The following is a 21,726-nucleotide window of genomic DNA, read 5'->3' as shown; positions in this document are numbered from 1 at the left end:
TCATTATAACAGGTTAAATGGACACATATTGGGGTGCTTCAAAATAACTATGAGAAATCTCCAAGTTTATATTCTATAAACCAGCAAGTAATAAATGAGATACAGTTTGCAGTGCTGTTGTTTCTGCTGAATGTTTAGCTAATCCACATTTATATCTCGCTTTTCTGAAGGAATGCTCAAGATCATTCTGTTCAACATAAATAAATAAGGGATTTAGTCCCTCTATAATTTTTTTCAGCTCTTTGATATAGCTAGTAACATCTTCGTTCGTATCACCATATTTGATCATTCCTATTGTTATCGGATTTTGCATAAAGCAACAACAAAAATGTAAGTGTCTGAACCATTCAAGGCACGCTTACTAAACCGCTTCCATCTTTCTGTAATGATTTCCTTGCAGTGATCTAATGTTAATACATAAACATCACAACATACGCGCATAACATGTACGATTCTTTCTATATATCCTTAGAAAATAACTATCTGATTCAAGATAAAATAAGCTTAGTCTGTACAATGCTAACAATCAATTGATTGCGACCAAGACGTTTGATGATTTACCTGCACAAGGATTGCTACAGCAACTCAATGATCAGAGTATTGTCTTCGGACCACTGATCGATCACAAGCTTGGTATGATTCAACTAAACCAGAGCCGAAGAAGGCGATCTACTACATTTTCGATTCACGTACCTTAAAAGTAAAAAACACACTTGAAATCGATGATGCTCTTTTTCACCAAGCTGATATTCGTTTTCACGATGCAAACACATTTTATATTCACATGGATAAAACAATCACAAAATACGTTTTAAAATAAATTATGAAAGCTTGCACATTCTACCGACTAATGACGTATGACTTCGCTCCTTGATAGAGCTAGGCATACGTCGTTTTTTATTAGGGTATTTCATATTAGTCATCGAATTACTACTCGTAATCCCTCCTCCCCCGTCAATTGTAGCTATCCAACATATTGAAGAATTAGCTGGTATATTGCTATGGAAAGCCCTAGAAGACTCGCCTTCATTTTTGACGGGTGGTACCTCTCTCGGTTTGATAGATATAATATAATCAATAAAAATCCAATGGGAAGCGATAGCTGAAAGTCACCTTCTGATGAACCATAGGAATAGATTGGTATAACTAGTGTACTGATCCAAAAGTATAAGAATACGGTAAAACGTCTTGTCTCTAATTGTTTGCTCCACCGTACTAACAAGAGTATAATGATGATCCCAATAATTGTGATTTGTAAAGGGGGTAGAACAATAGCAACGTTCCCAAATTTGAATTCCATTCTGCACAGCTCTCCTCTTCATAATCATTCGTAACGTACTTTTCAGATGGTCTTATATCATATGTCTCCTGCCTTATTGGTAGTAATGTAAATGGATTGGATGAAAGGTGGCTAGAACTTCTTATATGTTGATAAAACCAACCTTACATAAGTATAGATATCTGAATTTCACAATCAAAAAAACCTCCACTCAGGAGGATTTTGATTTATCCAATTTAATTGAATCTTTGTAATACTTAGTGGAAACAGAGGGAAGGCAAAGGCTTAACTCGATATTCGTGAAAATAAATTGTATAAGAAGTTAAAATAGTTAGTACCCTTCTCATATTCATTAACATAATATTGAATAACTCTGTCTACTTCATTCTTATTCATACCTAATTATTTCAGTTCACCAATTCTAATACCAAGTTCAACCAACATTTTATACCAAGAATGCACTATCCTTATTTTGTTTTAAATATCTATTATATACCAATGTATTTATCAGTCAACAGGATTACAGCCCTCCCATCATCTGCACAACCTCCTGTAATCTCAATTGGGAATTAACCAGTTACTTTCAATGAAACACATATCTATGTATTATTCATATGTTTACAATTCGACAAAATGGTTGTTCTTATCTCACATAATAGCGTGAATTAAACGAGATTATCAATAATGAGAATCAAGTCATTTTGACGCAAGAAAAGAATCTGTCCAGATAAAATAAAAACCCGTTAATTTTCAGTTCATGAAAATAACGGGAGATTAACAATTTAATCATTACAAAACGTATTCTTCATCATTTCTGGTGAATTCTTGATTTTTAAAGCTGGTGCTTTTTTAGTTTATTGCGCTTCAAGTATTCGTCGTAGCAGTTTCTTCCTACCCTACTATAAGCATAACAATAGAAAGTTGTCTATTCCATCAAATCGGTTACTGCACCTTTTGAAGCAGAAGAAACTAATTTAGCATATTTGGCGAGTACACCGGATTTTACTTTCAGCGGAGGTTGTACCCACGCTTTCGCTCGAGCGGCTAATTCTTCTTCTGATACTTCAACCTTCATTTCCTGAATATCACTGTTAATGGTGATAATATCCCCATTTTTGAGCAACGCGATCGGTCCGCCTACTTGTGCTTCAGGTGATACATGTCCGACTACAAATCCGTGTGAGCCACCCGAGAATCGACCATCCGTGATGAGAGCCACTTTCCCGCCGAGTCCTTTGCCTACGATAAGTGCTGTAACGGAAAGCATCTCTGGCATACCTGGGCCGCCCTTCGGACCACAGTAACGTATGACCACGACATCGCCTTCTTTAATTTCATCATTCGTAATCGCTATTGTTGCTTCATCTTCGCTATCGTACACCTTGGTAGGGCCGGAGAACTGCTGGATCTTCATGCCTGACATTTTGGCAACAGCACCTTCGGGAGCGAGGTTTCCTCGAAGTACAACCAATGGTCCATCAGGTTTCAGCGGATTATCGAGTGGTCGTATAATCTCTTGATCATTCGGAAGTGGATCAGCTTCCGCTAAATTCTCCGCCAATGTTTTACCGGTTACGGTGAGGCAATCCCCATGTAGTAATCCCTCAGCAAGCAATAGCTTCATTACCCCTGAGACGCCACCGATATCATTCAAATCCTGCATCACATATTGGCCGCTTGGCTTCAAATCCGCCAAATGAGGAACACGGAGGCGAATGCGTTCAAAATCATCTAAGGTTAAATCGACTTCTACCGAGTGCGCAATCGCTAGCAGATGGAGAAATGCGTTAGTTGATCCTCCCAGAGCCATAACAACGGTGATCGCATTCTCAAATGCTTTCTTCGTCATAATGTCTCTTGGATAGATTTCCTGTTCAAGCAGTGAGATGACCTGTTTACCGGCTGCTTCGCATTCTAATGCTTTATCCGCTGAAATCGCTGATGTCGAGGAAGAACCTGGCAAACACATACCCATGGCTTCTGCAGCTGCGGCCATCGTATTAGCGGTATACATCCCCCCGCAAGCCCCTGGGCCTGGGCAAACACTACATTCAACCTTATGTAGCTGTTCATCTGTTATTTTGCCATCTTGATATTGACCAACGGCTTCAAAAGCGGAAACGATATCCACTTTTTTTCCATCGAGATTACCTGGTTGAATGGTTCCCCCATATACATAGACAGAAGGAATGTTCATTCGTCCAATAGCCATCAGACATGCAGGTGTATTCTTGTCACAACCACCAATCGCAACAACGCCGTCAAAACGCTCAGCTCCGGTCACAATTTCAATTGAATCAGCGATAGCTTCCCTACTAGGCAGTGAGAACAACATCCCGCCATGACCCATTGAAATTCCATCTGAAACGGTAATTGTATTAAAAATTAGTGGAGCACCACCGTTATCGCGTGCGCCCTGCTTAGCTTGTACCGCTAAATCATTGATGTGCATATTACATGGTGTTACCTCACTCCAGGTACTCGCTATGCCGATCATTGGCTTTTTAAAATCTTCATCCTGAAAACCAACCGCACGCAGCATTGCTCTGTTTGGTACCCGGTTAGCTCCTTCACTGATTACCTTACTTCGAATACGAAGATCTTTTTTATTCTCCATGTTTCTTCCCTCATTTCAAAGTATTTCGTTCAGTTCCTGCATAGGCCTGATAAAATTTTGTTTCATTAGTACGTGAGCATCCTCACTATTTTTGCCTTCAAAAGCTTGAATAATCAAATCATGCTCTTCGACTGAAGCTAGTGTAGCCGTAATAGGTTGTTTTAAAAACACATATTTAAATCGCCTAATGTGAATCTGAAGAGATGCATTAAATGTGGCCACATAAGGATTATCTGAGAGCTCCACAATATAATTATGAAATAGCTCATCTACCTCCATGGCCTGATACACTTGACCATTTTTAATGGAATTTGCAAATTCCAAATTAATAGATCTTAGTTTCTCGATCTGTTCTGGAACAATAATCTGGGCGGTGATTTCAGCAGCTAATGCCTGAAGAGCAGCCATCGTTGAATACATTTTAAAAATATCGTTTTTCTCAATATTCGTTACCTTTGTTTCTTTCCCTGGATGCATCGACACGAGGCCTTGAACTTCGAGTAACTGAAATGCCTCCCGAATCGGAGTCCGGCTGACTCCAAGTGATTCAGCCATTTCCGCATCAATAAGCTTCTCACCTGGCTGCAGTGTTCCATCAATAATCCATCGCTGAATCTGAGAAAACGCTCTTTCTTTTGCGGACATACGGACCGGTAAGGCAAAATCTTTAGGAATTGGCATGGTTTTCATCCTCATTACAATTATTCTTATATGCAATATATCGCATACAGGATTGAGAAGCAATTATTATTTCATTTTAACTCGCTTATTTAAGTTTATTCTGATAACTACCTGTTTTTTTGGCGCGTTCGAATGCATGAAAAAAGCAACCAATCATAGATCAGTTGCCTCCTTGATTTATTAAGCACGGTTAGATTTACATTCATCATTGAATCTGTTAGTTAGTTAAACCAAAATGTTGTGTTAAAATGTTCACTAAAACTTGCTTATAATCGTTAAAATCATACGAAGGGTTCCTGAGATGCTTGTTTAAGAGCTTTTAAAAATACCTCTGTTGGTTGTGCGCCGGATATCGCGTATTTTCTATCAATGACAAAGAAAGGCGCTCCTGTTATGCCTAATTGTTTTGCTGTGGCTTCATCTGAACGCACTTCGCTAGCATATTTGGAGGAATCATGGAGAACTGCGATTGACTCGTCCCTATTCATTCCAACTGATTCTGCAATACTGGCTAAAGTATCATGATCACTAATTAACTTGGCGTCCGTGTAATAAGAATAGAACAGCTTCTCAGCTAATTCCTGATCTTTACCCACAGATTTGGCATACTGGGTTAAACGATGCGCATCAAACGTATTGGTGGGCTTTATTTGGTCGATATTATACACGAGACCCATCATTGCTGCTTGTTGTTCAAGTTCAGCATGTGCCTTTTTCGCTTGTTCGAGACTCATACCATGTTTCTCCGAAAGTATTTGATGCATACTTTTGCCTGAGTACATGGATGTTTGCGGATTAAGTTCGAAGCTTTTATATTCAATAAGCACTTCATTCGGAGTAGCGAATTGCTCCAGTGCAGATTCTAATCGTCGTTTACCAATATAACAAAATGGACAAACATAATCCGACCATATCTCGATTTTCATTTTGAATCCTCCCTCACTAACCACCTTAATCGGTGAATACTACATTTAAATTTATTTGTTATAAATAATAGGCATTTTCCTAATCAATGCGTTGTCACGAGCGGCAGAGTACATGAATTTAGCAACATTTTCTCTGGAAACACCTAATTTAGCTGGTTTATCACCGAATGAATAATCATAAGATTGCCCTTTGTATTTGACATTGGGATTAATAATTCGAACGACTGTCCAATTCAGTTTGGATTCCTTAATCATTCCTTCCAGTTTCTTCATTTCTGCATAACCGTTTGGTAGGAAAACTTTCGCTAAGACACCTGGAAGTATCGTGGAAATGTTTTTCTTATCGTCATCGGATTGCAAAGCCGGCGTCGCAAGTGTAATGAGCCTTTTTTTGTTAAGTTTGTTCATAGCCTTAATGATCCGTTCGTGCCCGTCAGCAATCGGCGTGCTTTTAAGCTTTCGTGACATATCGGATGCTGGCCCCAATGTGCTGATTACGACATCTGATTCGGCAACGGCCTTCTCAATGGTTGAAGTATTCGAAAGATCCCCTTGTACAAGGCTCAAATTTGGATGTTTGAGGCTGATTTTTTGGGGGTTTCTAACATATGCCGTAACGAAATCTCCGTGATCCAAAGCTAGTTGTGTTACAAGCTGTCCAATTGCACCACTTGCACCAAAAACAGTGATATTCATATTTTTCTCTTGTATCTCCTTTAAAATAAATTATTCAACTCACACTTTATCTTCAGTTATAAACTCTTCTACTCTATCTCTTTTGGTGTACATGTCGTACCAAATATCAGCGATTTTATCCTGAACTCCTGAATTCGGCTGCATCCAGATTCCGATCGAAAGATGACCTGCATATACTCCTTTGTCCGCTAATTCGCCGTTCAAATTAAAGATATAATTACGAAGTCCTGAGATTGCAATTCCTACATTACCCATCATCGGTACCGGGTGGACTGAAGCACCTCCAGTTGTAAATAACAGAGCACCGCTTTGCTTATCCAGCATATCCGGAAGTACTTGTTTAATGCTCGATAAAGCACCTAAAACATTATATTGAAATTGGTATAACGCATTTTCTTCAGTTACATCTAATGTTGGCGCTACTGTGTCAAAGCTCGGCGTTGGACTGTATTCAAGAACATCGATAAATCCGTATTTCTCTTTAATAGCAGCAAATGCCATCTCAATTTGTTCTTTGTTTAATATGTCCGCCTGAAAAGAAGCCGCTTCGATTCCCAATTGTTCTAATTCAATAACCAGTTGGTTCAATTTGTCTTCATTTCGCGCAATAAGAGCTACGCGGAAGCCATTTTGTCCGAATTTCTTTGCAATGGACATCCCTAATCCTGCTCCTGCTCCAACAATCGCTATCGTTTTCATTTCATATCTTCCCTTCAAATAGAGTTAATGATCAACAAGATAAATAATGAACAACGTGTTGTATATTTATCTTTTGTTTATTATGATTAATAAAGGATCTGCATTCAATGTTTAATAATTTTGATTTTGAGAGATAAAATACAGTTTCAACTCCAATGTCGTATATCTAACAAAAAAAAGTTAAGGGAACGGGTCATGATGAAGAAAAAAACTGATTTGCGTATCATTCGCTCCAAACATTCGATAAAAAAAGCATTTATAGAACTTCTCAATGAGAAGGGATACGAGGGGATTACGATCCAAGATATAGCCGATAAGGCGATGATTAACCGAAATACATTTTACCTTCATTATCAGAACAAACCCGATTTGTTAAATGTATCTATGGACGAATTATTAGATGAGTTAAAGAGTACACTCAAGCTTTGTTCGAGTAGCACATCTACTATAAGTGGCTCTATGCTTGAACAACTGATGCAAACCATACTGGAGAAAATTAAGGACAATATCCCCTTTTACAAAGCATTCTTACTGGATGAGAACAGAATTTATGGTTTTCAATCAAAAATGGAGGAGATTATAAAAAATACTGTGGAAGATGGCTTGGATCATACCCCTCTGAAGATTTCAAAGGAATTATTACTTCAATATATCGCATCTACTTTTATGGGCATTGTAATATGGTGGGTTAAAAATGATTTTTCGTATACTCCGAGTGAACTTGCCTCTCAATTTGGAAAAATTTTAACTCACGGACATTTAACAGCTGCGGGGATTCCAATCAAAGATTAAAGTGATGCATGCTGTTAGGACTAGTAATAATTTGCTGAAACCAAAATCTCGCCATGGAATAACGAATAACCGGCCTTAAATTCTCCAACAATGGAGTAAGGTCGGTTTCTGTTTGTTATATCTTCACATTTAGGAAAGGTTTACAGTTCCTTGGTCATAAATGTACTATTCCCATCTGGGATATAATCTGCAAATGGCTCACAATACGTGAAACCAAAATTTTCATACAACTTGCGAGCTGGAATAAATGAATCCGTGGAGCCAGTCTCTAGACTGATCCTTTTGTATCCATGGTTGATAGCTTCTTCAATAATGTGGGCAAGAATATGTCTAGCAACACCTTTACGCTTATGATCTTTAGCAGTCCGCATCGATTTTAGCTCTGCGTGTTCCTTGTCCAATTCCTTAATAGCCCCACAGCCAAGAAGCTCATCTTCCTCCCATGCCTTCAAACCGTCCAGATTAAGGGCATGAATGCTCTCTGGTGGAGAGTCATCTGCCATTCCTTGCAAATGTTCTGCAATTAACCCAATCACTTGTGCCCCGGTCAAATCATCTACACGAATATCCATTGTAACCACTCCTGCGTTAATGTTAAGTATGAACCTCATAAATCAGAACCCAATATTTCGCTCCAGGCTCTCCTTCCTCAACAACAGCTGCCCGTTTGAGTAACAGATCGCCAACACCTTTGCCAGCAGCAGTGGGGTGTACAAACAAATTATGAATAAATCGGTTAGGTACATATAATGAAGCAAATCCGAGAATATGGGAGTTCTCCTCTGCAAGAAGGATTTGTTCTTCTAATGTGTCCCTGTTAAAATCATCAAGTGTCATTTCATCTGTGTTAACCCAATGAAAACTCTCACGACGGGAATCTAGATAAATTTGTCTCAATTGTGGATAGTCTTTTATATTGGCTTCTCTGATTAGCATCAGATCAATCCCCCTAATTCTTCTACGCTTAGACTCACCATGAAGTGAGTGTTTGCCTTTGTATTTTTCATCAGAGTCAAACTCATCGTAATCTAAGAAATATGTTAGCATTTTATTTTGGGATCAAGTAAGTACCATTTTTATTCTTTTACAACATACCAATTCTGCTATTTGGCAAATTCAAAACGACTATGTAGTTCAACTGAATAGTCCACCACAAGATCTTCACGTTTGTCAGCTAAAGTATTATGATTTGAACTTGCTTTTATAAACCGATCGGTTTATAGTGATACAAAAGGTTTAGAAAGCGAGGAAAAACTAATGAATAATTTAACTCCCCCATTCACACTTGAGACAGCAATTCAAAAAACTCGTATGGCAGAAGACAGCTGGAATAGCCGAGACCCTCAGCGTGTCTCACTTGTGTATACTGAAGATTGTTATTGGAGAAATCGGAGCGAGTTTACAACAGGTCGCCAAGAAATTGTTTCTTTACTAACTAGAAAATGGGCCAAAGAACTGGAGTACCGCCTTATTAAGGAGCTTTGGTCATTTACGGATAACCGTATTGCAGTGAGATTCGCATATGAATGGCATGATGATAGCGGTAACTGGTTCAGATCGTATGGAAACGAGAATTGGGAATTTGCTGATGACGGCTTGATGAAGCGAAGATTCGCTTCGATTAATGACATGCCGATTAAGGAATCGGAACGAAAATTTCATTGGCCTCTCGGCACACGCCCTGCTGAACACCCTAGCCTAAGTGAGTTAAACCTATGACTCGTACTGTTTTTGAAAAATCGGACGTCATCCCTCTCGTTACGGAGGTATTCCGTGAATTAGGTTATGAAGGTGCATCGTTAAGTAAAATTACATCCCGTACGCGTCTATCTAAAGGAAGCTTATATTATTTCTTTCCAGGCGGAAAAGATGAGATGGTTGCTGAAATTCTTACTCATATTGATCAATGGTTTGTAAAGAATATTTTTGAACCGCTCGAAAAGAATGAACCTCGTGAAGCCATTGATCATATGTGGCAAGAGGTCGATACTTATTTTCAATCGGGACAGCGTATATGCCTTATTGGTGCATTCGCTTTGGACGGAACAAGAGATCGATTCGCTACTGTAATACAGCAATATTTTATAAGATGGATTGAAGCCTTAAGCGCGGCGCTAGTTCAAACAGGTATCTCTAAAGAGACTGCTAATCAGCTTTCAGAGGAGATAATTGCTAGTATTCAAGGAGCATTGGTTCTGAGTAGAGCGCTTAATGATGAATCTTTCTTTGAACGTACGTTGGCAAATCTTTCACAACGAGTCTCAACTTATGTTTCTAAAAGCAACTCTGGTCACTGACACAAACGTGTTCTCTTTAACGTTTTCATTAGCGACTTTATTTTATGGGAGGTCAATATCATGAGCCATTTTGTCGCAGATCAATTGAAATTTGTTCGCCGTCAGGCAGTTGATTATGTAAGGAATATAACTGACTCTGCATCCGAAATCATTCCAACAGGTTTGAAAAACAATATAAAATGGAATCTCGGCCACATGTATGTTATACATGAGAAGTTCGCTTTCCAGCTTACTGGTGAAGAAACCAAATATCCTGCTAATTTTAGTAAATTGTTTGATCCAGGAACTAACCCGTCTGACTGGGATACAGAGCCTCCGACATTGTCTCAATTAATCGACTTGTTAACTGAACAAATGGAAAGGGTCGAATCGGTACTTTCAAGCAAATTGAAAGAAGAAATCAATCCTCATTACAAGTCTTCTACAGGACTTAGCTTTACGAATGCAGAACAATTACTGAGTTTCCTGATTTACCATGAAGCAATGCACTTTGCAACAATTAAAAATATCAAGAGCATAATTGAATCCGACTAAGGAAACGGACTGGGCTGGAGGATAAAAAAAGAAGCTACAACAAAAGGTCTTGGTAAAGCCCAACCTCTTGATGCAGCTTCTTTTGTAGTTCTACTCGCTTTACACGGCGAATTCAACATAAATTTAAGCTTTGCGAAGCATTTGTCTATCGCTTAGGTGTGAAAGCATATCCTTCGTCATGGCCTTCAAGTCGTAGCGGGCATGAAATCCCCATTCTGTTCTCGCAGCTGTTGCATCCATGGAGTGCGGCCAACTATCGGCAATTGCCTGTCTCTTCGGATCAACATCATAATCCAGGATAAATCCGGGAATCTCTTTCCGAATCGCGGCAGCGATCGCCTCTGGGTCGACGCTCATTGCAGTGACATTAAATGAGTTTCGGTGTATCAATCGGTATGAATCCGCTTCCATTAAATCAATGATAGCGTTTAGGGCATCCGGCATATACATCATGTCCATGTTAGAGTTTTTGGCGATATAAGATGTATACCGACCAGTCGTCACAGCGGCATAGTAAATTTCCACCGCGTAATCCGTCGTTCCTCCACCGGGAGGCGTCATATAAGATATCAATCCGGGGAATCGTAACCCCCTCGTATCCAGACCGTACTTATAAAAATAATAATCACAAAGTAGTTCGCCGGACACCTTGTTCACACCGTACATCGTATTGGGCCTCTGGATCGTATCCTGCGGTGTATTGTCTTTGGGAGTCGAAGGGCCAAAAGATCCAATGGAGCTTGGAGTGAAAAATTGGCAACCGAGCTCCCTGGATATTTCAAGTGCATTCATCAGTCCGCCCATATTCAAGTTCCAGGCAAGCAGGGGCTTCTCCTCTGCCGTAGCCGACAGTAGCGCAGCCAAATGCATGATGGTATCTACTTCGTACCGCTTGGCGATTTCAAACATCGCCTTATCATTTGTCACATCCAGCACTTCGAATGGTCCGGATCGGGTAATTTCGTGGGATGATGACCTGAGATCCGTAGCAACGACGTGATCCGCACCATAAATTTCACGTAATTTAACAACTAACTCAGAACCGATTTGGCCCAGTGCTCCGGTCACCAATATCTTCTTCATAAGACATTCCTCCCGAAATAGACTCCCGTAGGTGCAACTAAATCAGCTTCATTTCTTTGCCAACTTTCTCATAAACGGAGATAACCTGATCCAGCATCTCCTTGGAATGGGCAGCTGTCGGCATGTTGCGTATTCTTCCGGTTCCTCTCGGAACCGTAGGGAACAGGATTGCCTTGGCGTAAACGCCCTCTTCATAGAGCCGTTTGCTAAACTGTTGGGTGGTTACTTCATCGCCAATGATACAAGGTGTGATCGGTGTTTCGCTTTGGCCTACATCATATCCAAGCCGACTCAAGCCATTTTTCAAATGATTGCCGTTCTCCCACAGCTTCTCGATCAGTTCTTTGTCATTCATCAAAATGTCGACAGAAGCGCTACAAGAAGCGATTACAGCCGGAGGCAACGATGTTGAGAACAAAAACGGACGGCTTCTCAGCTTCAACCATTCAATCAGTTGTTTCTTACCCGCGACATAACCGCCGACAACGCCGATCGCCTTGGAAAGAGTGCCAATTTGAAAGTCGATACGGTCGGACAATCCAAAATGCTTCACGGTTCCAGCACCTGCTCCGAGAACGCCTGAACCGTGAGCATCATCCACATAGGTAATCAAATCGAATTCTTCTGCTATTTTCACGATTTCGGGCAGATTTGCGATATCACCATCCATGGAGAAAACCCCGTCGGTAATGACCATAATTTTATGGTACTGACCGGATTCCTTGGCCTCTTTCGCCTGCTGCCTTAAATCATTCATATCCGAATGCTTATAGCGGATAACCTTGGCTCTCGACAGACGGCAGCCATCAATAATTGAAGCGTGGTTCAACTCATCTGATAAGATTGCATCATGCTGGTCCATTACCGCGGATATAGCAGCCATATTGCAGTTAAATCCCGATTGATACACGATAACGGCTTCCGTCTTTTTGAAACGGGCAAGTTTTTCTTCAAGCTCAATATGAAGATCCATCGTACCATTAATGGTTCTCACAGCCCCTGCGCCTGCCCCGTATGTCTGAGCTGCCTTAACTGAAGCATCAATCAGGCGATGATCCGTTGCCAGTCCCAAATAGTTATTAGAAGACAAATTGATTAGAGACTTTCCGTCGATTCGAATAACCGGACCATTTGCACCCTGTAGCGTATCGATAACGTTATATAGACCTTTAGTCTTTAGATCTTCGATGTTCGAACTTAAAAATTGATCCAATGCTTGACTTGACATTCTATTCCCTCCTCGATATACGTATGTCCTCGTACAGGAGACAAGAAATTTCTGTTTTAAAACCTTGTTATAAAAGGAATTTTCCTGATTTCAATGTAGCATCTTTTTTATTTTTTGTACACATATGGTGGACAAAATGACAAAAAAATCCGCAAATAAACATAGCGATTGCATCGCTGGACTAGTATAATATTTTGACAATATAACCATGTACTATGCTCCAAATCATGGTATATTCTTTATTATTAAATCATATAAGGAGTGGATCATGAATCGTACATAGTCATACATAGTTGAGAGAAAGAGATCGAAGAATGAATGTAGAACCTAATTTTAAGGAGTGCACTATGCCTAATCCATTCGTAAAACGTTTAATCGTATTTTGTTTGATGCTTTTAATATTACCGACATCCACAACTTTGGCAGCTTCAGTTGTTAAAGATCCCGTTTTAACACAAATCATTCGAACAGAATTAAAGCTATCGGGTAAAAATGAACTGAAAGCAGCCGATTTAAAAAAAATGAAATCATTGTATTCATTGGATGCAAAAAGAAAAATCTCAAATTTGCAAGGACTTGAGTATGCAGTTAACATAACGGAACTAGTTCTACCCGGCCATAAAATCAAAAATATAAACCCCCTCTCCAAGCTGACGAAAATAAACCTATTGGCTTTAGATGGGAATCAAATTACAGATATATCTCCAATTTCAGGATTGCGCAATTTGGAAAGTTTATTGATTAATGATAACCAAATAAAAGATCTAGGACCTCTAAAAAATTTACGCAATCTTACAAGTTTGCTTGCCGGCGGCAATCAAGTATCAGACTTAAGACCACTCCAAAAGATGAATCTTGAATGGCTTAGTATGGACAATAATCGCATTAAGGATCTGACACCATTAAAAAACCATCCAACTTTACAACATCTTTATCTGCAAGATAATCTTATTCAAGATATTGCTGTGCTTGAAACGATTCCTCATTTAACCGAGGTATATCTGGGAAACAACCCGCTAAATGAACATGCGAAGCAGATCGTTAAAGATTTGGAGAAGAACGGAGTGATTGTGAGCCTGGAGATTGATAAAGTGGATTAGTCTAATCAACTTAAGTTTAGATTTTTAGACCATCTTTCTTTCAAATAGGACAAAAAGGCCGTTAATATTAACGGCCTTTTTTGTGCATTGCAGTATATATAAGTCACACGAGCGCTTCTCTACCTGTTAGTCTATATCTCCATTCATTTTTCGTTGTTACCGCATTGGCGCAAAATGGCTGATGGAAGACAGGATTTTTTCGGTTTCCGAGATAATATCCGGTGTAAGTTTAAGCTCAATTGCTTTGAGATTCTCTTCAATCTGAACGGGTCTGCTGGAGCCAATAATGGCAGAGCTTACCGCTGGTTGTCGGAGAATCCATGCTAATGCGAATTGGGATAAGGTTGTCCCGAGTTCGTTAGCCATTTCCGATAGTTGTACAGTACATTGGAGCACATCCTCACGTAAATAACTGTTGATGACACCATTTGTTTGATTATTCGCAGCTCGTGTGCCTTCTGGAATTTGTTGTCCCGGTTTGTATTTGCCTGTGAGTATGCCCTGTGCTAGTGGAGAGAACACAATGAGACCAAGCCCCTCCTGCTCGCATTGCTCAATCACACCTTCTCTCTCGATATATCGCTCAAACATATTGTAGATTGGCTGATTGGAAATTAACGGACGCAAGTTCAGACGTTTGCTGATTCCGGAGGCTTCCGCAATCTGTGCGGCCGTCCATTCACTGACACCTGCATATAAAATCTTACCTTGCGCTTGCAGATCATCCAATGCTCGAAGCGTCTCTTCAACAGGAGTTTCGGAATCAAAACGATGACATTGGTATAGGTCAATGTAATCTGTGCCCAATCGTTTCAAGCTCGCCTCACACTGCTCGACGATATGTTTACGGGACAATCCACGTTCATTCGGTCCCGATCCTTGCGGGAAAAACAATTTTGTAGCAAGGACATAACTACTGCGTGAATACGACTTCAACGTACTTCCCATGACCTCTTCAGCACCTGTATACGAATTCGACGTATCAAAAAAGTTGACACCGAGTTCGTATGCTTTATGCATACATGCACGCGCTGCCTCCTCAGAAGTGGCCGATCCATAGGTCAGCCAGCTTCCTAATCCAATTTCACTAACTTTCAATCCACTTCTACCCAGCTTTCTGTATTTCAACTGAAATCACTCCTTTTTGAGAATGGTTTGACTAGAGGCTATTTATGAAAACGCTCTATTGTACTATCTTAGGATAGTAGTTAAACTTAGGTTTAAGTCAATACCTTCAACCTTTTTTTGAAAGGAAGATTTGTTTGGAATTTACGATTAAACAAGTTGCAGAACGCACCCGGTTGCCTGCTTCCACGCTGCGGTTCTATGATCGGACAGGTCTGATGCCTTTGTTGAAAAAGACAGAATACGGTACACGTAAATATTCCGAGATGGATATATGTTGGCTGGAATTAGTACGCTGTCTGAGAGATAGTGGTATGCCACTTGAGGATATAAAAGCATTCATGCGCTCTGTCTGGAAGGTTCAAGTACTAGTGAACAGAGGAAAGAAATGTTACAGCAACATCGGCAAAATATCGTGAAGCAAATGGACGTGTTGAACTGTAGCCTGGGAACCATTGATTACAAGCTGGATCACTATAATGAGATTGGCATCTTTCATATCGATACCCGATAATATGATTTTTGTTTTTCAGACGGGTGGCCTTTTCAAGTTTAGCTCTGAAAATATGGTTACGAGGAGTGATTTTCATGCGACAACCGATCCAAGACGAATCATGGTACTCATACCCCGGAATGGTTGCAATAGTGACTGCGCGTCATGAGGGAAAGCAAAATATTATGGCTTCAGGATGGCACACGTACATCGGCTCTTCACCAGGAATATATGGCATATCTCTTCGGAAAGAGACCTATACCTATACACTAATAGAGCAGAGCGGAGCATTCGGTGTACACTTTTTGCCTGCACATTGTTCAGAAATAATTCAAGCCGTTGGAACATACAGTGGAAGAGATTTGGATAAATTCAAGGAATTCAATATTGAGTATGAAGAAGGACTTCAAGTCGATATACCTGTTCTCACGGATGCCTACTTTGCATATGAATGCCGTACGCTGAGCATTACAAGTTTTGGCGACCATGAGTGGATCGCAGGAGAAATTGTTCAGCGCTATAGAGATGATTCATGTTTTTTAGAGAATGGACTCCCCGACTTCTCAAAGCTTGAGGTTCCATTATATGCAGGCCGATCAACCTACAAAATACTAAATCAGGAAAGCGCGGAAAAGAACCATCCATTGCATCTTAATCGATCGAAGTAGAACTAAATCGACTGATTAGAGCTAAATAGAAGGAGTCCCCTTTTGGGAACTCCTTTCGTCATTATGGGTTTTTACGAATTTTTCCCGATGCTGAGCTCTCCATAAATATGGCCGTTAGGGGTCAGTTCTTTAACAGTACTCCAAACAAAAGGCCTTATTTCTTAATCAGCCTTTTTGTAGATTTCATATCGATTAGAACTTACGAAATCAGCTTCTCCTTCTGAGCATGCTCCGTACTTTTCGTAATTACTTTTGCCTTCTGACAATGTCATGTGATTAGGTCCACTGTACCTGCTTGGATCATTGTTACCATCATCCTCCCAGAAACAAACTGGACAAATATCATATTCTCCTCTCTGTTCCAAGGTTTCATAATTACAACAAGGACAAGCTAATAATTGCTCCACGCGGCCTTCAACCTCAATATCGCTCCCTGCTATTTCTGAGAGGAGTTTAGATAAATATTCGTTAGGTTTTCCATAGAAACTGCCTTCAGACACCTTAAATAACAATTCCTTGTAACGAATGTGCATTATATCATTTGTTGGTTCATCTGAACTAAGCAGTTCATCCTGCAAATATTTGGAAAAAAATGAAATTCAGGGTCATATTCATCAATTCCCCAGGAATTCAATAACATTGGGAGAAACGCTTGATTCTATTATGCAGTATCATTCTCCTAAAAACATGAGCGGATGCAACTAAATTATGAATCAGTCTACAGTTCCCTCGTCATTTTTACGATAAAGAGTATGGAGCTATACATATAGCCTTATGCTTTATTTACTTCCGAGGGGGAACAGAACATGAAACACACGCGCAACAAAAGAATGGATTTAAGGTTAAAACTATATTTGATCATCCTTGTCCCACTACTGACTATTGGCGGTCTGATTCTGTGGGCCACGAACTACTCCAGTGAAAATTCATCCTTAATGACAATGCAGCATAACAACCAGAAGCTTGCAGTGAACATCGCTTCTGAGATGGGTAAGGAATCGGCATTAATCAACTCCTTATACACTTCAGGTTCGGAGGAAAGCTCTGAATACAAAATACTTAGAGAACAGCTTGTTAAGGCTCGCCTTCAATCGGGAGCCCTTTATGTTTATATGTATAATAAAACATCAGTCTGCAGCAGAAGTTGAAGGCGTCTCTGCAATAACGTTGAATAATACGTATGGTAAAGTTATCCCGATTTTTGCAGTGGTTTTAATTTTATCGTTCATCATCATGTGGCTTGTCGTAAGAGGAATCCTTCGTCAAGTATCTGACATTAAGTCAAGCCTGGAACAGGTCTCTTCCGGAAATCTCCGGGTTGTATCCACTCAGATGACAAACGATCAACTCGGGGACATCAGTAACCTAATTAATACTATGGTTGTGCAACTAACGAATATTATGAAGGGAATACAACAAGGTTCTTCTACACTGCAACAGGCTTCTAAAAATATTGCCAAAACATCTCTTACCAATCAGCGTCAGTCTGAAGAGCTTTCCAGAGCCATCGAGGAAATTGCCATAGGCTCCATGAAACAAGCTGAAGAGACAGAACACTCCGTCCAACATTCTGAAAATCTGGGCAGTATTATGAATGAAGTAGGTTCTTATGTGGAACAGTTCACCCGTACTTCCGATCAGTTATCTGCATTGCAAATACAAGTGACACGCCAACATGAAGTTCTGCTAGAAAAGGGTCGTGAGAACGCCAAACTTGTTGAGGATCAACAGAATATTTCCAAGTCGTTGACGACACGCTCGGAACTTGCATCTTCCATCAGTGGACAGATTCACAACATATTAAAACAAACTCAAATTTTATCTTTAAATGCTTCGATCGAAGCAGCCCGTGTTGGTGAAGCGGGTAAAGGTTTTGGAGTTGTTGCTAATGAGATGGGACATCTCGCTCAAGAATCCGAACGTTCGATTCAGGAGATTGATGAGATACTAACTTCATTTGTTCAAGAAATTCATCATATGGGAACGCATCTGGATTCAAATATGTTGGCTGCCAAGGAGCAGGAAGAACAGATCGCTGAATGTCTTCAAAGCTTCAAACAGGTAAGCCGGTTATCCTCTGAAGTGCATGAGCTTGCTCAACGTCTGGAAAATCGGACAATCCATATGCAATCCATTCGCCAAGAGGTGGAGCAACATTTGAGTTACATTGCTTCAGCAACTGAGGAAACATCAGCCATGTCCGAAGAAGTTTCCGCCAGTGCTGTAGAGCAACAGCGTTCGGCCAATGAACTATCGGGCATTTCCGGAGATCTAACCCACCTTGCCGATAACCTCAAATCGTATTCAGATCAATTTCAAATCGAAATCCGTGATACGGATAAATAATAAGTAAAGGCCGATGCTTGATCAAACAAGTGCCGGTCTTTTTTTTATAGTTTTTGACACTTTGTTTTACTTCATAGTTTGAGTTACGGTTCTCTGTAACTAAAATTCAGCCGGCCAGTGTTTCATTACATAGCGGTTTGTTTTAAATTATCAACAGCTGGCTTTTCGCATGATTACAAGCCGGACTAGCAATACTAAGGATTAGTTGGCTAAAGCTTACATAACGGAGGTCTCATCATGGTATTCACAATCACAATTATCATCGTTGCACTCTTTGCAATATGGGGGGCTGTTGCTCCTGATCAGCTGGCTGATGTGGCTAACGTGGCCTACAACTTCTCGATTCACAATTTTGGCTGGTTTTATTTGCTTGCGACACTGTTCTTCCTGATCTTCGCTTTCTATCTGGCGTTCAGTCGATTCGGAAATATCAGACTGGGGGATGACGATGATGAACCGGAATATTCTACGGTTTCCTGGCTGTCCATGCTTTTTAGCGCTGGTATGGGGATTGGACTGGTTTTCTGGGGAGTTGCCGAACCGCTATCCCACTTTTTATCTGCACCGGAAGGAGCTGAAGCCGGAACCGCTCAGGCAGCAAGGCTTTCCATGCGGTATTCCTTCTTCCACTGGGGTCTGCATCCTTGGGCGATCTATACCGTTATCGGCTTAGCGCTTGCTTACTTCCAGTTCCGAAAAGGGTATAAAGGCTTGATTAGTTCCACCTTTATCCCTTTGATCGGAGAGCGTCTTGCGGCAGGCTGGCTTGGCAAGGCTATCGATATTTTAGCGGTCATCTCCACCATCTTTGGTGTAGCGACATCACTTGGACTGGGTGCACTGCAGATTGGTGGAGGACTGAATCACTTATTCGGTATCGCTAACTCCACGACGGTACAGGTGATCATCATTACGGTAGTAACCGTGCTTTATTTAATCTCCGCTACCTCCGGACTGGATCGAGGGATTAAAATTCTAAGCAATACGAACCTCGTTATAGCTTTGCTATTGATGTTATTTGTATTGGTGACCGGACCGACTACGTTTATCTTTGACACATTTACAACAACCTTAGGTAATTATTTGCAAAATATTGTTAACATGAGCTTGAGACTAACGCCGTTCTCAAGAGAAACCTGGATTGGAGCATGGACTTTATTCTACTGGGCATGGTGGATCGCGTGGGCTCCGTTTGTCGGAACTTTTATCGCAAGGGTATCCAAAGGAAGAACGGTAAAAGAATTCGTGATTTACGTGATGCTCATTCCAAGCCTCTTCGGATTTGTCTGGTTCTCTGTCTTTGGTGGTACAGGTCTTCACATGGAGTTGTTTAATGCTGCAAATCTGGCGGAAGCTGTCAAGCAAGATACGACAACGGCTCTATTCCTTATGTTGGAGCAACTACCTTTAGGCACGATCGTAGCTTTCATTGCCACAATCTTAATCATGATTTTCTTCATTACGTCAGCGGATTCGGCTACGTTTGTTCTTGGCATGTTAACCACAGATGGTAATTTGAACCCGAGTGCAAGAGTGAAATTAACCTGGGGTATCTTTCAATCAGCTATTGCGGTTGTACTGCTGATTAGTGGGGGATTGAATGGTCTTCAGACAGCCTCTATTGTAGCTGCACTGCCATTCGCAGTTGTACTTATTGGCATGTGTGTGTCCCTTCTCAAAGCTCTGCAAGCTGAAGATCGAGAGCGCCGTCAGAAGGAAAAACGACAGCGCCAAAAACTGAAACGACTGCTGGAAGAACAGGAAAACCTGCAGATCTGAATGGCCAGCAGGTAATGTATTCTTGATCTATAACGTATACAATCTCTACAGAAAGAAAGGACACTCACTTTTGTGTGGGTGTCCTTTTATTTATTCATGATGTTACTCCATTCGATTACATCACATTGTCCATAATCATTATCACCCACAGCAACCATCGTACCATCTGATTTCAGTGCTATGGTATGGGTACATCCCGCTGAAATAGCTCTAATATCTTGCCATTCACTTACAACGCATTGCTGATGTTTATTCGAACCCACAGCAATGACTGTACCGTCCGATTTTAGACCTACCGTATGATAACTTCCTGCTACAATAGCTACAATATCACGCCATCCGCTTACGTCACATTCACCTTCCTTATTCCTACCCACAGCTACTACCGTACCATCCGATCGAAGCCCAACCGTATGAAGATACCCGGCGGATATAGTTAATATGTCGCTCCAGTCATTAACGTTACATTGTCCATACTTATTGTTACCAACGGCTATTACTGTACCGTCTAATTTGAGGCCGACTGTATGCCAGTCCCCTGTCGTGACCGCTACAATATCGCGCCAGCAGTTAACGTTGCACTCCCCTTCGTTATTTCTCCCCACAGCAACCACAGTTCCATCTGACTTAACCCCGACAGTACGACACCAGCCTGCTGAAACGGAAACCATATCGCGCCATTCGCTTACATTGCATTGCTCATGTTTATTCCAACCTGTAGCTACTACCGTACCATCAGATCTAAGACCAACGGTGTGGGCATTGCCCGTGTTCGTAGCCATATGAACATTGCCAGCATCAACTGCGACGATGTGGGTCCAATCACTTACGTTACATTGTCCGTATTTATTATCACCAACTGCTGTCACTGTACCGTCTGATCGAAGACCGACGGTATGACGACGACCCGCAGCTATAGTAGAGTTTCTAAGTTGTTTCGTGTCAAACCATGCGTGCTCTCCTGAATTGTAGTCCATATCGCCCTCCACCAATTGAAAACCTGCGATTTTCAAGCAGAATATTTGCACTAATAAAAAAACCTCAGATGATATACCTATTCTGAGGTTAATCCATTCATTATGTTATCAAAATTCTATCATGTTGCAGTCTTTTGATTCTAGTGACTGTTGTATCAGTTGTTTTCAATTCCTTTGATAACTTCAACCTTTTTATCCCCTGCTGTTTTAGCCACCTCTAACTCCGTTGTTTTACCTTGGATCGCAACGATTACACCAGCAGCTAACATAGAAATGATTAAAGTTGCACTCACGGCAGTGGAAAGTTTTTTCTTGACCATAACAATACCTCCTTCACTGAAGAATAACAATATTTCACTTTATTTTTGGGTAATTTCATCTAGTGATTGTATTATAACCTACTGAT

At 40.7% G+C, this 21,726-nt stretch carries 24 protein-coding genes; 10 read left to right on the top strand and 14 right to left on the bottom strand.

Annotation, left to right across the window (positions count from 1 at the left end):
* Positions 1 to 73: 73 nt before the first annotated feature.
* The 6 genes from BLQ13_RS04345 to BLQ13_RS04315 all read right to left on the bottom strand — a co-directional run bounded on the left by BLQ13_RS04345 (position 74) and on the right by BLQ13_RS04315 (position 6,898).
* Positions 74 to 313: a hypothetical protein gene (locus tag BLQ13_RS04345; protein ID WP_090916353.1), complete on the bottom strand. Its 240-nt coding sequence runs from the start codon at positions 311 to 313 to the stop codon at positions 74 to 76.
* A gap of 1,891 nt (positions 314 to 2,204) precedes the next feature.
* Complete coding sequence (ilvD, locus tag BLQ13_RS04335) at positions 2,205 to 3,896, bottom strand: dihydroxy-acid dehydratase (RefSeq protein ID WP_090916349.1); 1,692 nt, start codon at positions 3,894 to 3,896, stop codon at positions 2,205 to 2,207.
* Between the two features lie 15 nt (positions 3,897 to 3,911).
* A complete protein-coding gene (locus BLQ13_RS04330) occupies positions 3,912 to 4,577 on the bottom strand; it encodes a GntR family transcriptional regulator (protein WP_090916347.1) in 666 nt (221 codons plus the stop codon).
* Positions 4,578 to 4,858: 281 nt separating this feature from the next.
* Positions 4,859 to 5,503, bottom strand: a complete 645-nt coding sequence (locus BLQ13_RS04325) for a DsbA family oxidoreductase (RefSeq protein ID WP_090916345.1) — start codon at positions 5,501 to 5,503, stop codon at positions 4,859 to 4,861.
* 51 nt (positions 5,504 to 5,554) lie between these two features.
* On the bottom strand, positions 5,555 to 6,199 hold the full coding sequence (locus BLQ13_RS04320; protein WP_090916343.1) for an NAD(P)-dependent oxidoreductase: 645 nt from the start codon (positions 6,197 to 6,199) through the stop codon (positions 5,555 to 5,557).
* Between the two features lie 39 nt (positions 6,200 to 6,238).
* Positions 6,239 to 6,898: an SDR family NAD(P)-dependent oxidoreductase gene (locus BLQ13_RS04315; protein ID WP_090916341.1), complete on the bottom strand. Its 660-nt coding sequence runs from the start codon at positions 6,896 to 6,898 to the stop codon at positions 6,239 to 6,241.
* A 195-nt stretch (positions 6,899 to 7,093) separates the two neighbouring features.
* Between BLQ13_RS04315 and BLQ13_RS04310 the strand changes: the two genes are divergently transcribed.
* Entirely contained in the window at positions 7,094 to 7,690 is a 597-nt protein-coding gene (locus BLQ13_RS04310; protein ID WP_244159216.1) for a TetR/AcrR family transcriptional regulator, read from the top strand.
* Positions 7,691 to 7,830: 140 nt separating this feature from the next.
* Here BLQ13_RS04310 and BLQ13_RS04305 read toward each other — a convergent pair whose 3' ends face one another.
* Together BLQ13_RS04305 and BLQ13_RS04300 are read right to left on the bottom strand one after the other, a co-directional pair.
* Positions 7,831 to 8,262, bottom strand: coding sequence for a GNAT family N-acetyltransferase (locus tag BLQ13_RS04305; protein WP_090916339.1), 432 nt, complete (start codon positions 8,260 to 8,262; stop codon positions 7,831 to 7,833).
* 22 nt (positions 8,263 to 8,284) lie between these two features.
* Complete coding sequence (locus BLQ13_RS04300; protein ID WP_090916337.1) at positions 8,285 to 8,626, bottom strand: GNAT family N-acetyltransferase; 342 nt, start codon at positions 8,624 to 8,626, stop codon at positions 8,285 to 8,287.
* Positions 8,627 to 8,947: 321 nt separating this feature from the next.
* Here BLQ13_RS04300 and BLQ13_RS04295 point away from each other — a divergent pair, with 321 nt between their 5' ends.
* From BLQ13_RS04295 to BLQ13_RS04285, 3 genes are read left to right on the top strand one after another with little or no spacing between them, the layout of a single operon-like run.
* Positions 8,948 to 9,409: a nuclear transport factor 2 family protein gene (locus BLQ13_RS04295; RefSeq protein WP_090916336.1), complete on the top strand. Its 462-nt coding sequence runs from the start codon at positions 8,948 to 8,950 to the stop codon at positions 9,407 to 9,409.
* A complete protein-coding gene (locus BLQ13_RS04290) occupies positions 9,406 to 9,987 on the top strand; it encodes a TetR/AcrR family transcriptional regulator (RefSeq protein ID WP_090916335.1) in 582 nt (193 codons plus the stop codon). Before BLQ13_RS04295 ends, BLQ13_RS04290 begins: the two co-directional genes overlap by 4 nt.
* A 60-nt stretch (positions 9,988 to 10,047) precedes the next feature.
* Positions 10,048 to 10,521, top strand: coding sequence for a DinB family protein (locus BLQ13_RS04285; RefSeq protein ID WP_090916333.1), 474 nt, complete (start codon positions 10,048 to 10,050; stop codon positions 10,519 to 10,521).
* Positions 10,522 to 10,644: 123 nt separating this feature from the next.
* Here BLQ13_RS04285 and BLQ13_RS04280 read toward each other — a convergent pair whose 3' ends face one another.
* Complete coding sequence (locus BLQ13_RS04280; protein WP_090916331.1) at positions 10,645 to 11,604, bottom strand: L-threonine 3-dehydrogenase; 960 nt, start codon at positions 11,602 to 11,604, stop codon at positions 10,645 to 10,647.
* A gap of 37 nt (positions 11,605 to 11,641) precedes the next feature.
* Complete coding sequence (locus tag BLQ13_RS04275; RefSeq protein WP_090916329.1) at positions 11,642 to 12,832, bottom strand: glycine C-acetyltransferase; 1,191 nt, start codon at positions 12,830 to 12,832, stop codon at positions 11,642 to 11,644.
* Positions 12,833 to 13,146: 314 nt separating this feature from the next.
* Here BLQ13_RS04275 and BLQ13_RS04270 point away from each other — a divergent pair, with 314 nt between their 5' ends.
* Entirely contained in the window at positions 13,147 to 13,932 is a 786-nt protein-coding gene (locus BLQ13_RS04270) for a leucine-rich repeat domain-containing protein (RefSeq protein WP_090916327.1), read from the top strand.
* Between the two features lie 156 nt (positions 13,933 to 14,088).
* On the opposite strand, the gene BLQ13_RS04265 is transcribed toward BLQ13_RS04270, so the two are convergent.
* Positions 14,089 to 15,060, bottom strand: a complete 972-nt coding sequence (locus BLQ13_RS04265; protein WP_090916325.1) for an aldo/keto reductase family protein — start codon at positions 15,058 to 15,060, stop codon at positions 14,089 to 14,091.
* Between the two features lie 134 nt (positions 15,061 to 15,194).
* Here BLQ13_RS04265 and BLQ13_RS04260 point away from each other — a divergent pair, with 134 nt between their 5' ends.
* Both BLQ13_RS04260 and BLQ13_RS04255 read left to right on the top strand, forming a co-directional pair.
* A complete protein-coding gene (locus BLQ13_RS04260) occupies positions 15,195 to 15,476 on the top strand; it encodes a MerR family transcriptional regulator (RefSeq protein WP_244159215.1) in 282 nt (93 codons plus the stop codon).
* Between the two features lie 169 nt (positions 15,477 to 15,645).
* The gene (locus BLQ13_RS04255) at positions 15,646 to 16,218 is read left to right on the top strand and encodes a flavin reductase family protein (protein WP_090916323.1); all 573 of its coding nucleotides are present in this window, start codon (positions 15,646 to 15,648) and stop codon (positions 16,216 to 16,218) included.
* A 161-nt stretch (positions 16,219 to 16,379) separates the two neighbouring features.
* On the opposite strand, the gene BLQ13_RS04250 is transcribed toward BLQ13_RS04255, so the two are convergent.
* The gene (locus tag BLQ13_RS04250; RefSeq protein ID WP_244159214.1) at positions 16,380 to 16,718 is read right to left on the bottom strand and encodes a CPCC family cysteine-rich protein; all 339 of its coding nucleotides are present in this window, start codon (positions 16,716 to 16,718) and stop codon (positions 16,380 to 16,382) included.
* 306 nt (positions 16,719 to 17,024) lie between these two features.
* On the opposite strand from BLQ13_RS04250, the gene BLQ13_RS28755 reads away from it, so the two are divergent.
* From BLQ13_RS28755 to BLQ13_RS04240, 3 genes are all read left to right on the top strand, one after another.
* A complete protein-coding gene (locus tag BLQ13_RS28755) occupies positions 17,025 to 17,366 on the top strand; it encodes a hypothetical protein (protein ID WP_244159213.1) in 342 nt (113 codons plus the stop codon).
* Positions 17,323 to 18,564 (top strand): methyl-accepting chemotaxis protein, encoded by a 1,242-nt coding sequence (locus tag BLQ13_RS04245; protein ID WP_244159212.1) that lies wholly within the window; start codon positions 17,323 to 17,325, stop codon positions 18,562 to 18,564. Before BLQ13_RS28755 ends, BLQ13_RS04245 begins: the two co-directional genes overlap by 44 nt.
* A 237-nt stretch (positions 18,565 to 18,801) precedes the next feature.
* Positions 18,802 to 20,343, top strand: a complete 1,542-nt coding sequence (locus BLQ13_RS04240) for a glycine betaine uptake BCCT transporter (protein ID WP_090916321.1) — start codon at positions 18,802 to 18,804, stop codon at positions 20,341 to 20,343.
* Between the two features lie 86 nt (positions 20,344 to 20,429).
* On the opposite strand, the gene BLQ13_RS04235 is transcribed toward BLQ13_RS04240, so the two are convergent.
* The gene (locus tag BLQ13_RS04235; RefSeq protein ID WP_090916319.1) at positions 20,430 to 21,320 is read right to left on the bottom strand and encodes an RCC1 domain-containing protein; all 891 of its coding nucleotides are present in this window, start codon (positions 21,318 to 21,320) and stop codon (positions 20,430 to 20,432) included.
* 155 nt (positions 21,321 to 21,475) lie between these two features.
* A complete protein-coding gene (locus tag BLQ13_RS28415; RefSeq protein ID WP_167375637.1) occupies positions 21,476 to 21,640 on the bottom strand; it encodes a hypothetical protein in 165 nt (54 codons plus the stop codon).
* Positions 21,641 to 21,726 lie beyond the last annotated feature (86 nt).

It is taken from the genome of Paenibacillus polysaccharolyticus (genome assembly GCF_900102085.1).
Lineage (GTDB): Bacteria > Bacillota > Bacilli > Paenibacillales > Paenibacillaceae > Paenibacillus > Paenibacillus polysaccharolyticus.
This window is presented reverse-complemented; position numbering and strand designations above follow the sequence as displayed.